An 11944-nucleotide genomic window follows, 5' to 3' on the forward strand; every position below is an offset into this window, starting at 1 on the left:
GGCAAGAGCGTTTTGCTTACTTTGCCGCTTTTGCAAAGTGAGCCGCCGTCAGGGCGGAACCCTAAGTGGCCGTTACCTAAATAACGGATATGTACTCAGTCTGATCCCACATCCCGGTCGGCTGTCAGGCCGTCTTCGCAGGCAAGCCAGCTCCCACATTTGGATCGCGGGGCGTCAGGTAGATATGCGCTGGCCGCCGGGGCCGGCACGGGAGCAAGCTCTCACAGGGAACCGCGCCCATTTCAGGCCAGGTAGCCATCCCCGCGCAACAGGGTTTCCAGGCAGTGTTCGGTGATGTGATAAAACGCCTTGAGCTCCTGGATTTTTGCCAATAGCTGCGCGTTGTCCACAGGCTCGGCACGTTTGACCGCCAGGATCATCTTGTTCTTGTTGGTGTGTTCCAGCGAGATGAACTCGAACACCTTGGTCTCATAGCCACAGGCTTCAAGGAACAATGCGCGCAGGCTGTCGGTGACCATTTCCGCCTGCTGGCCCAGGTGCAGGCCGTATTGCAGCATCGGCTTAAGCAACGCCGGGCTCTGGATCTGCAGGCGGATCTGTTTGTGGCAGCACGGCGAGCACATAATGATCGACGCACCGGAACGGATGCCGGTGTGGATCGCGTAGTCGGTGGCGATGTCGCAGGCATGCAAGGCAATCATCACGTCCAGCTCACTGGGCGCCACGCTGCGTACATCGCCGCATTTGAACACCAGCCCCGGATGCTCCAGGCGTGCGGCGGCGCTGTTGCAGAGGGTGACCATGTCTTCACGCAACTCGACACCGGTGACCTCGCCCTCCGCCTTGAGGGTATTGCGCAGGTAATCGTGAATGGCGAAGGTCAGGTAGCCCTTGCCCGAGCCGAAATCGGCGACACGCACCGGGCGGTCGAGCTGCAACGGCGACGACGTCAGCGCATGGCTGAACACTTCGATGAACTTGTTGATCTGCTTCCACTTGCGCGACATCGAGGGGATCAGCGCCTGCTTGGCGTCGGTCACGCCCAGGTCGGCGAGGAACGGCCGGCTCAGGTCGAGGAAGCGATTTTTTTCGCGGTTATGCTCAGCCGAAGGCGCCTCGCGCAGTTGCTGCGGTTTGCTTTTGAACAGCGAGCTTTTGTTCTTCTTGCTGTATTCCAACTGGGCTTCGTCGGTCAGCGCCAGCAAGTGCGCGTTCTTGAACGAGCTGGGCAACAGCTCGGCGATCGCCGCCACGCCGTCGGCCAAGGGGAAGTTCTTGGTGATGTCGCGGGTCTTGTAGCGATAGACGAACGACAGGCAAGGCTGCTCCTTGACCACCACCGGCTTGATGATCAGCCGCTGCAACTCGGCTTCCTCACCGACGTACTTGGCCAGCACCAGCTTGATAAAAGCGTTCTGGGCCAAGCTTGCGCTCAACAGTTCGATGAACTGGGCATGATGATCCGGCGCAGGGCGGGCAGGTTGAGCGGTGACGGACATGAACAAAAACGCCTCGGGTAAAGAATGCCGGGCATTTTAGGCGGGATGGGGGTTCAGGGCACGGGGTTATTTGATCAACGGTCAATCAACCCGAATAAGGATGCTGCCTTGTGTAGGAGCGAGCTTGCTCGCGAAAAACGTCAACGATAACGCGGGTGTCCTGAATGAACGCGGCGTCGATGAGTTTTTCGCGAGCAAGCTCGCTCCTACAAAAAAGCAGTTATTCGAGTACAACCAGGCGATTGGGCAGTTCGTTGCGGGTTTGGGTAACGGGCACATGCACCTTGAGCAACTCGCCACAGGCTTCAACGCAGGCGATGAACCCGGCCAGCGTCTGCCCCTGTTTAACTTGCTGGGTAAACGCCTGGACAATAGCGTCCCAATTGCTGTCATCCAGGCGCTTGGAAATCCCGTCATCCACCAGGATCTCCACATAACGCTCGGCCTCGCTGACAAAAATCAGCACCCCGGTGCTGCCCACCGTGTGGTGCAGGTTCTGCTCCAGAAACTGCCGCCGCGCCAGGTTGGACGCACGCCAGTGGCGTACCGAACGCGGGATCAGCCGAGTAGTGACCTTGGGCAAGCGGAACACCAGGCACAGCACAATGAACGTCGCCCACTGCGCCACCAGCAAGGTGTACATGGTCAGGTAGCCCGACAGGTAATGCACCACACCCGGCACCACCAACGCGATCAAGCTCGCCCACAGCAACGGAATGTAGGCGTAGTCGTCGGCGCGCGCCGCCAGCACGGTGACCAACTCCGCGTCGGTGGTTTTCTCGACCCGGGCGATCGCTTCGGCGACTTGGCGCTGCTCGTGTTCAGTCAGTAATGCCATGGTTGTAGATGCTCTATTCTCGTTATTGTCATTACCAGCTGCCCGAAGCCCCGCCACCGCCAAAACCACCGCCGCCGCCGCGGAAACCACCGCCACCGCCGCCCCCACCGCCGCCGCGCCCGCTGCTGTTGAGAATCGCCAGCAGGATAGCGCCCACTGGCAAGCCCATGCGATTGCACAGCCACAGCACGCCGATCAGCAGAATAAACAGGCCGATGGAAAAACCGGGATTATCCATGGCGAAGTTCGCATCCGCCACATGGGCCGGCACCGCCAAGGGCTCACCGCCCACCACCTGGATCATCGCGGCCACACCGTCGCTGATGCCCTGGCTGAAATTGCCGGCCTTGAACTTGGGCAGGATCACCTGGTTGATGATCACCCAGGATTGCGCATCCGTCAGCACGCCTTCCAGGCCATACCCGACTTCGATGCGCAATTGGCGGTCATCACGGGAGACGATCAACAGCGCGCCGTTGTCCTTGCCCTTCTGGCCAATGCCCCACTGGCGGCCCAATTGATAACCGTAGTCCTCAATAGGCACGCCTTGCAGGTCGGGCACGGTGACCACCACCAACTGGTCGCCCGAGGTCTGCTCCAGCGCCTGCAGTTGCTGGGTCAGTTGCTCGCGCACCGCCGGGTCGATCATCTGCGCGCTGTCCACCACCCGCCCGGTCAGCGCCGGGAAGCTCGGTGCCGCCTGGGCCACGCCCACGCAGGCCAACAGCCACAGCGCCAGGCCTATCCGTAATAAACGCATCGACACCTCAGTGCAGCCTTATTTGAACTTCACTTGCGGCGCTTTATCGGCATCGGCGCTGGTGGCTTCAAACGTGGCGCGGATCGGCAAGTCGCTGTACATCACGCTGTGCCACAGGCGGCCCGGGAAGGTGCGGATCTCGGTGTTGTAAGCCTGTACGGCCTGGATAAAGTCACGGCGAGACACAGCGATACGGTTCTCGGTGCCTTCAAGTTGCGATTGCAAGGCCAGGAAGTTCTGGTTGGCCTTCAGGTCCGGGTAACGCTCGGACACCACCATCAAACGGCTGAGTGCGCCGCTCAGGCCATCCTGGGCTTGCTGGAACTGCTTGAGTTTTTCGGGGTTGTCCAGGGTGCTGGCATCCACCTGGATCGAGGTGGCCTTGGCCCGCGCTTCAATCACCGCGGTAAGGGTTTCCTGTTCGTGGGCGGCATACGCCTTCACCGTTTCCACCAGGTTGGGGATCAGGTCAGCACGGCGCTGGTACTGGTTCTGCACCTGGCCCCAGGCGGCCTTGGCCTGTTCGTCCAGGGTCGGGATGTTGTTGATGCCGCAACCGCTCAGCACGCTGCTGATCAGTAACAGCGCCGCAGCCTTGAAGCCCCAGCGATAAGTGTGTGCTGCTTGCATAGTGTTTCTCCTGCCCGATCTGATGGAATGTGACGACTAACCCTATAAACCACGCGCTTGGGGCATAATCCGCCACCACTGGAATGCTTCGAGCCAATCAGCTACAAAGATGCCCAGCGCGAAAAAGAGTTCAGAGTGTGCTGCATTTATCTGAACAACACCCGAACAACAATAGACGTTCCCCACATTTTGGCCGACAGCATCTCTCTGAATGCTGCGCAGTCGCCGAAAAAGGATATTCATGAAAAAGCTGTGTTTGCTCGGCCTTGTTGCCACTCTGGCCAGCCACCCCGTATGGGCAGAAACAAAGCCTGCTGCGCTTAACGACAAGGACGCCTTCGTCAGCGACCTGCTCAAGCAAATGACCCTGGATGAGAAGATCGGCCAATTGCGCCTGATCAGCATCGGCCCGGAAATGCCCCGTGAGCTGATCCGCAAGGAAATCGCCGCCGGCCGCATCGGTGGCACGTTCAACTCCATCACCCGCCCGGAAAACCGTCCGATGCAGGACGCGGCCATGCGCAGCCGCTTGAAGATCCCGATGTTCTTCGCCTATGACGTGATCCACGGCCACCGCACCATTTTCCCGATCAGCCTGGCCCTGGCCTCCAGCTGGGACATGGACGCCATTGGCCGCTCCGGGCGCATCGCCGCCCAGGAAGCCGCCGCCGACAGCCTCGACATCACGTTTGCACCAATGGTCGATATCTCCCGCGACCCGCGCTGGGGCCGCACTTCCGAAGGTTTCGGTGAAGACACCTACCTGGTGTCACGCATTGCCGAAGTGATGGTCAAGGCGTTCCAGGGCACCAGCCCCGCGAATGCCGACAGCCTCATGGCCAGCGTCAAGCACTTCGCCCTCTACGGCGCGGTGGAAGGCGGGCGCGACTACAACGTGGTCGACATGAGCCCGGTCAAGATGTACCAGGACTACCTGCCGCCCTACCACGCGGCGATCAAGGCTGGCTCCGGCGGCGTGATGGTCGCGCTCAACTCGATCAACGGCGTGCCTGCCACCGCCAACACCTGGCTGATGAACGACCTGCTGCGCAAAGACTGGGGCTTCAAGGGCCTGACCGTCAGCGACCACGGTGCGATCGTCGAGCTGATCAAGCACGGCGTGGCCAAGGACGGGCGTGAAGCCGCCAAGCTGGCGATCAAGGCCGGCATCGACATGAGCATGAACGACTCGCTGTACGGCAAGGAATTGCCGGGGCTGCTCAAGTCCGGCGAGATCCAGCAGAGCGACATCGACAACGCCGTACGCGAAGTGCTCGGCGCCAAGTACGACATGGGCCTGTTCAAGGACCCGTACCTGCGCATCGGCAAGGCCGAGGATGACCCGGCCGACACCTACGCCGACAGCCGCCTGCACCGTGCCGAGGCCCGCGACATTGCGCGCCGCAGCCTGGTGTTGCTGAAAAACCACAACGACACCCTGCCGCTGAAAAAATCCGCGACCATTGCCCTTGTCGGCCCGCTGGCCAAGGCACCCATCGACATGATGGGCAGTTGGGCTGCTGCCGGCCGGCCTGCGCAATCGGTGACCCTGCTCGACGGCATGAACGCCGTGATCGGTGAAAAAGGCAAAGTGATCTATGCCCGTGGCGCCAACATCACCGGCGACAAAGCGGTGCTCGACTACCTCAACTTCCTCAACTTCGATGCCCCGGAAGTGGTGGACGACCCGCGCCCTGCCCAGGTGCTGATTGATGAAGCGGTGAAGGCGGCGAACAACGCCGACGTTATCGTCGCCGCGGTGGGCGAGTCCCGTGGCATGTCCCACGAATCGTCGAGCCGTACCGATCTGAACATCCCGCAAAGCCAGCGCGACTTGATCAAGGCCCTCAAAGCCACCGGCAAACCGCTGGTGCTGGTGTTGATGAACGGCCGTCCGCTGTCGATTCTCGAAGAGAACCAACAGGCCGACGCGATCCTGGAAACCTGGTTCGCAGGTACCGAAGGCGGCAACGCCATCGCCGACGTGCTGTTCGGTGACTACAACCCATCGGGCAAGCTGCCGATCACCTTCCCTCGTTCGGTGGGGCAGATTCCGACCTACTACAACCACCTGACCATCGGCCGGCCATTCACCCCAGGCAAGCCGGGCAACTACACCTCGCAGTACTTCGATGACACCACCGGCCCCCTGTTTCCGTTTGGCTATGGTCTGAGCTACACCACGTTCAGCCTGTCGGACATGGCACTGTCGTCCACCACGCTGAACAAGACCGGCAAGCTCGATGCCAGCGTCACCGTGAAGAACACTGGCAAGGTCGATGGCGAAACGGTTGTGCAGTTGTATATCCAGGACGTGGCCGGTTCGATGATCCGCCCGATCAAGGAGCTAAAGAATTTCCAGAAGGTCATGCTCAAGGCTGGCGAAGCGCGCACGCTGCACTTCACCATCACCGAGGACGACTTGAAGTTCTACAACGCCCAGCTCAAGTTCGCGGCGGAACCGGGTGAGTTCAATGTGCAGATCGGCTTGGATTCCCAGGATGTGCAGCAGCAAACCTTCGAACTGCTCTGACCTGAAGCTGTAAACACGGTCGCTGTAGGAGCTGGCTTTTGTGGGAGCTGGCTTGCCTGCGATACAGGCACCTCGGTTTGTCAGGTGTACCGAGGTGATGCTATCGCAGGCAAGCCAGCTCCCACAGTTGATTGAGGTGGCCCGACTAACCGCGCCGATCCAGCAGGTTCACCACCAACCGATCAATCCAGCCCCACACCCGCTGCTTCACCCGCCGCCACAATGGCCGCGCCTTCCATGCCTCCAGGCTCACCGCCTGGCTTTGGGCAAAGTCCGCTTCGAAACTGCCCACCACCGCTGCCGTCAACTGCGGGTCCAGCGCTTCGAGGTTGGCTTCCAGGTTGAAGCGCAGATTCCAGTGGTCGAAATTGCACGAGCCAATGCTCACCCAATCATCCACCAGCACCATCTTCAGGTGCAGGAAACACGGCTGGTATTCGAAGATCTGCACGCCTGAGCGCAGTAGGCGCGGGTAATAACGGTGCCCGGCGTAACGCACCGACGGGTGATCGGTGCGCGGGCCGGTGAGTAACAGACGCACATCCACACCGCGCCCTGCCGCCCGACGCAAGGCACGGCGCACGCTCCAGGTTGGCAGGAAGTACGGGGTCGCCAGCCAGATACGCCCCTTGCTGCTGTTCAAAGCACGAATCAACGATTGCAGGATGTCACGGTGCTGACGCGCATCGGCATACGCCACGCGGCCCAGCCCCGGCCCGGTGGCGGGCACCTTGGGCAAGCGAGGCAAACCAAAGTGGGTAGCCGGTTTCCACTCACGGCGCGCGGCGTTAGCGTGCCATTGCCGGTCGAACAGGGCCTGCCAGTCCAGCACCAGCGGGCCGCTGATCTGCACCATCACTTCATGCCAGTCGGCGGTGTCTTGCCCCGGCGTCCAGAACTCGTCGGTGACACCGGTGCCGCCGACCACCGCAATGCGCTGGTCGATCAGCAGTAGCTTTCGATGGTCGCGGTACAGGTTGCGCATCCAGCGCCGCCAATTCAGGCGGTTGTAAAAGCGCAGCGCCACGCCGGCATCGGTCAAGCGCTTGCGCAGCCCCAGGGTAAACGCCAGGCTGCCGTAATCGTCAAACAGGCAACGCACCTGCACGCCGCGTTCGGCGGCCAGTACCAGCGCCTGCACCATGGCCTCGGCGCAGGCCCCGGCTTCGACCAGGTACAACTCAAGATCAACCTGCTGCTCGGCCCGGGCGATACCCACCAGCATCTGTGGGAAGAAATTCGGCCCGTCGATCAGCAATTCGAATTGATTGGCGCTGCGCCACGGGAACACCGCGCCGCTCATGTCAGCGCGCCGTGAAGATCAGCACCGCACCCACCGGCACCGACAAACTGATCGATTTGAGCCCTGCCGCCTTACGCAAGGTAGCCACACCGGGCGCCAGGTCGAAATCCTCGGCATGCAGCACCACGGGCTCCAGGGTTACCACCTGGAAACGCCGCTCATCCAGGCGCGTGGCCAGCAGTTCGGCGCTGTAGGTCTGGGTCTTGCCGTGCAGCGTGACGCTCAAGGGCAGGCGCAATTCCAACTGCGCGCCGGACGCCAGGTCATTGATGGGCTGCAGATTGATCTGTGCGCTGATCTGCGCTTCGGGGAAGGTCTTGATCTCGAACAGCTCTTTACGCATGCGCTCGTCGCGCAACGGAATACCGCTGTTGATTGAGTCCAGCTCCACTTCCAGCCGAGCCGCGCCTTTGGCGTCGACTTTGCCGTGCAGCACCAGGAAGCGCTGGACTTCGGCAATCTCGGTGTTTTTGGTGGTGACGAAAGACAGGCGCGAGGATTCGTTATCCAGGTACCAATCGGCGTGGGCGGGCACGGCAGCAAAGGCCAGCAGCGCGAAGACCAGAGGTTTGACATTGAACATAAAGACTCATGGGGCAAAAAAACCTGGGCGAACCTTAAGCGCAATCTCACAACCGGCGCAAATTCAATGTGGGAGCTGGCTTGCTGTGGCGAGGGAGCTTGCTCCCGTTCGACAGCGCAGCTGGAGCCGGCTTTTTGGGGGCGCTACGCACCCCAGCGGGAGCAAGCTCCCTCGCCACAAAAGCCAGCTGCCACAGGGTTTTTGCTGTGTTTTCAAACCAGCGTTCGCTGCACTTCGCAGATCGCTTCTTCAAGGCTGCCCATGTGCAAATTCAACACCCGCTCCACCGGCGCCTGATGCATCGGCCAATGCAGCGCCATGCTCCCCACCAATCGGCCATTGGCGCGCACCGGCAAGGCCACCGCCCGGATCAGGAACGGCAAACGCACCGGGTATTCCCAATAGCCCTCGGTACGCTGTCCGAAGCCCTGGTGCTGGGTTTGCTCGCATGCGCGATAGTGCTCGTCTGCCGCCACATGATTGCGGCCTGCCAGGCGCTGTACTTCGTCAGCCGGCAATTGCGTCAGGCAAGCCTTGCCCATCGCCGAGTGGAACAGGCTGGCATACTGGCCGACGATCTGGCAGTTGTTCGGGTACAGCTTGCGCAACACACTGGGAATCGCACTCTCCATGACCTCCAGGCGCTCACCATCGAAGCACGACAAATCCACCACCAGCCCGGTGCGCTCGCTGAGCTCCAATAACCAGGGGGCGGCGCTTTCCACCACCTGGCGCTTGAAGCGTTGCTGGGTATCGCCGAACAAACGCCGGGCACGCAGGCGGTAACGCCGATCGCTCAGGCCGCGGTAGACCCACCCCTGTTCCTGCAAGGTCAGCAACATGCGCGACACCGTGGCCTTGGGCAACTGCGTGAGGTAGTGCAGTTCTTCCAGCCCCAGGGCCTGGTGCTCGCCCAGCAACTCGACGATTGCCAGAGCGCGCTCAACCGAGCGTACCGTGCCTGTCTCCATGTTCGATCTCCCTGTTGCCGGTGGATGATCTTTTTTCACAGCAAGATACAGGCCTGGTCAGCGCTCAGCGGGTCGTTGCAAGGCACGCCGGTGGCCGGCGTTGTACCCATTGGGTCAGTTGCTCATGGGCGTAGGCCAATTGCAGCACGGCCCTGTCGGCCTGGGCCGGGCCAATGATTTGCAGGCCCATGGGCAAGCCCTGGGGGTTGAAGCCCACCGGAATGCTCATGCTCGGCAAACCGGCGAGGGTCGGGCCGATCACCGCCTCCATCCAACGGTGATAAGTGTCCATTTCACGCCCGCCGACGAGGCGTGGCCAAGGCTGTTGTGCATCGAAAGGGAACACCTGGGCGGTGGGCAGCAGCAGGAAATCGTAACGTTCGAACAGCTTGCCCAAAGCGCGGTACCACTCACTGCGGTCCACCGACGCCTGGTAAACCTGCTGGGCACTCAAGCCCTGGCCGCCCTCCACTTCCCATTGCGCTTCGGGCTTGAGCAACGCGCGTTTTTGCGGGTTGGCGTAGGCCGCGCCGAGGTTGCCGTGCACCAGCCAATGGCGGTGTACCAACCAGCAGCGCCACAGGCGCGCCATGGAAAAGTCCGGTTGGCAGCTGTGCACTTCACAGCCCAACCTGGCGAAATCATCCAGCGCCGCTTCGCACAGGCTCATCACGCCATCATCCATCGGCAGATAACCGTTGTAGTCCCCCAGCCAACCGAGGCGTGCGCCGTTGAAGTCGCGTTGCAACGGCTGGCCCAGCACAGCGGGATCGTCCCTGGATGACAACGGCGCCCGGGGATCGTAACCGGACTGAATGCTCAGCAACCGCGCCACATCCGTTACGCTGCGCCCCATCGGGCCTTCGGTGCCCAATTGCTGCACGAACAGTTCCGGCATCGGCCCGTGAGGCACCCGCCCCTGGGAGGGGCGCAAGCCGAACACGTTGTTGAACGCCGCCGGGTTGCGCAACGAGCCCATCATGTCGCTGCCGTCGGCCACCGGCAGCATGCGTAGCGCCAGGGCCACCGCCGCCCCGCCACTGCTACCGCCGGCCGCCAGGAGCGGGTCATAGGCATTGCCGGTGGTGCCGAACAGCGTGTTGTAGGTGTGAGAGCCCAGGCCGAACTCCGGCACGTTGGTCTTGCCGATGATGATCGCGCCACTGGCCCGCACCCGCGCCACGCTGATGGCGTCTTCGTTCGGTACATGCTCGGCGAACAGCGGTGAGCCCAGGGTGGTGCGCAAACCCTGGGTGGCCGCCAGGTCCTTGATGGCCTGGGGCATGCCATGCATCCAGCCACGGGAGTGGCCCTGGTCCAACTCACGATCGCAGGCCCTCGCCTCGGCCAGCACGGCCTCGCTGTCGCGCAGTGACACCAGCGCATTCACGCCAGGGTTAAAGCGCTGGATCTGCGCCAGGTACGCCTGCATCACCTCTTCGCACGATACCTGCCGCCCATGGATGGCCCGCGACAGCTCAGTGGCATCCCAATCAACAATACTCAAGGCTTCACCTCTCTGGAAAACGGCAGCGGCTTGCTCGCCCGGGGTGCCTCGCGCATGCAGTAAGTGCCCAGCAGCGTCAGCACGCACGCAAACAATACATAAAACGAGGGCGCCACTGGCGTGCCCAGCACCTTGCTCAGCCAGGTCACGATCAACGGCGCGAAACCACCGAACACCATCACCGCCACGTTATAGGCCACCGACACACCGGTCGAGCGCACCTCGATAGGGAACTGTTCGGCCAATGCCGTCGGCGCTGGCCCGAAGAACCCGCCAATCGCCGTGCACAACATCACCTGCATCACCAGCAGGCGCTCGATGGACGGCGCAGCGGCTACCCACACATACAAGGGGTAGACCATCACGAAGAACGCCAGGGTGAAGGCCATCAACACCGGTCGCCGTCCCAACCGATCCGAGAGCAGGCCGGACAAGGGGATCACCACGGTCATCAGCGCCACCGCAAACATCTGCACCATCAGCACCTGGTCCAGCGGCAGGCCGAGGTTTTTGTGGGCGAAGGTCGGCATGTTCACCAGCACCACGTAGAACGACACCGTCGCCCCGCAGGCCAGGCCCATGGACACCAGGATGCTGCGCCGATGGTCACGCAGCACTTGCATGAGGCTCGGCGCCGGGCCGGTGGCGTTTTTACGCGCCTGGATGAACTCTTCCGGGTCTTCCATGTGCCGACGAATCCACAACCCCACCGGGCCGATCAACAAGCCCAGCACAAACGGCAGGCGCCAGCCCCACAGGTCGAGGGTTTCGGGCGAAAAGAAATGCGTGACCAACGCCACCATCGCCGCCCCGCCGAACACCGCCAGGCATTGCCCTACCAATTGCCAGGAGCCATACAAGCCCTTGCGATGGGCAGGTGCGCTCTCCACCAGAAATGCCGTGGCGCTGGCATATTCACCGCCGGTGGCAAACCCCTGAAGCATCCGCGCCACCACAATCAGCAACGGTGCACCCATGCCGATCGCGGCGTAGTTCGGCGCGAAGGCGATCAGCGCGATGGACACGGTCATCAGCCGGATAATCAACTGCATCGCGGCTTTGCGGCCTTTGCGGTCGGCATAAATACCCAACAGGATGCCGCCCACCGGACGCATGAAAAAGCCCACGCCAAAGGTGGCCAGGGCCATCAGCAGCGACGCGTATTCGTCTTCCGAGGGGAAGAACTGCCGGGCGATGATACTGGCGAGAAAGCCGTAGACGATAAAGTCATACCATTCCAGCGCGTTGCCGATCACGGCCGCCACCACTTGGCGGGTGCGGGAAACGCCGAGTTTTGCAGTCTGCATGAGGAACACTCCATTCAACCGATACAGGGAAAGGGTCCAGCGGCAGAAAAAG

Annotated in this window: 10 protein-coding genes; 1 reads left to right on the plus strand and 9 read right to left on the minus strand. The window is 61.8% G+C overall.

Annotated elements, in window-relative coordinates; translation table 11 throughout:
• Window positions 1-242: 242 nt before the first annotated feature.
• The 4 genes from AC1RAC_RS26705 to AC1RAC_RS26720 form a co-directional block, all read right to left on the minus strand.
• Window positions 243-1460, minus strand: a complete 1218-nt coding sequence (locus AC1RAC_RS26705; protein WP_072446847.1) for a class I SAM-dependent methyltransferase — start codon at window positions 1458-1460, stop codon at window positions 243-245.
• A 220-nt stretch (window positions 1461-1680) separates the two neighbouring features.
• Window positions 1681-2298, minus strand: a complete 618-nt coding sequence (locus AC1RAC_RS26710) for a TPM domain-containing protein (protein WP_034126537.1) — start codon at window positions 2296-2298, stop codon at window positions 1681-1683.
• A 31-nt stretch (window positions 2299-2329) separates the two neighbouring features.
• Window positions 2330-3058 (minus strand): TPM domain-containing protein, encoded by a 729-nt coding sequence (locus AC1RAC_RS26715; RefSeq protein WP_034126536.1) that lies wholly within the window; start codon window positions 3056-3058, stop codon window positions 2330-2332.
• Between the two features lie 18 nt (window positions 3059-3076).
• Window positions 3077-3688 carry a LemA family protein gene (locus AC1RAC_RS26720; RefSeq protein ID WP_014717327.1) on the minus strand — a complete coding sequence of 204 codons (612 nt, stop codon included), beginning with the start codon at window positions 3686-3688 and terminating at the stop codon, window positions 3077-3079.
• Window positions 3689-3929: 241 nt separating this feature from the next.
• On the opposite strand from AC1RAC_RS26720, the gene bglX reads away from it, so the two are divergent.
• Window positions 3930-6221, plus strand: a complete 2292-nt coding sequence (gene bglX, locus AC1RAC_RS26725) for a beta-glucosidase BglX (protein ID WP_054898726.1) — start codon at window positions 3930-3932, stop codon at window positions 6219-6221.
• A 145-nt stretch (window positions 6222-6366) separates the two neighbouring features.
• Here bglX and AC1RAC_RS26730 read toward each other — a convergent pair whose 3' ends face one another.
• From AC1RAC_RS26730 to AC1RAC_RS26750, 5 genes are all read right to left on the minus strand, one after another.
• On the minus strand, window positions 6367-7524 hold the full coding sequence (locus AC1RAC_RS26730; protein ID WP_034126534.1) for a phospholipase D-like domain-containing protein: 1158 nt from the start codon (window positions 7522-7524) through the stop codon (window positions 6367-6369).
• Window position 7525: 1 nt separating this feature from the next.
• Window positions 7526-8107 carry a YceI family protein gene (locus tag AC1RAC_RS26735; RefSeq protein ID WP_054898725.1) on the minus strand — a complete coding sequence of 194 codons (582 nt, stop codon included), beginning with the start codon at window positions 8105-8107 and terminating at the stop codon, window positions 7526-7528.
• A 212-nt stretch (window positions 8108-8319) separates the two neighbouring features.
• Window positions 8320-9078 (minus strand): helix-turn-helix domain-containing protein, encoded by a 759-nt coding sequence (locus AC1RAC_RS26740; protein WP_186526586.1) that lies wholly within the window; start codon window positions 9076-9078, stop codon window positions 8320-8322.
• Between the two features lie 64 nt (window positions 9079-9142).
• The gene (locus AC1RAC_RS26745; protein ID WP_492617128.1) at window positions 9143-10585 is read right to left on the minus strand and encodes an amidase; all 1443 of its coding nucleotides are present in this window, start codon (window positions 10583-10585) and stop codon (window positions 9143-9145) included.
• On the minus strand, window positions 10582-11892 hold the full coding sequence (locus AC1RAC_RS26750; protein WP_492617129.1) for a citrate-proton symporter: 1311 nt from the start codon (window positions 11890-11892) through the stop codon (window positions 10582-10584). Before AC1RAC_RS26750 ends, AC1RAC_RS26745 begins: the two co-directional genes overlap by 4 nt.
• Between the last annotated feature and the right edge of the window lie 52 nt (window positions 11893-11944).

Source organism: Pseudomonas sp. GW823-FHT02F05 (genome assembly GCF_058797315.1).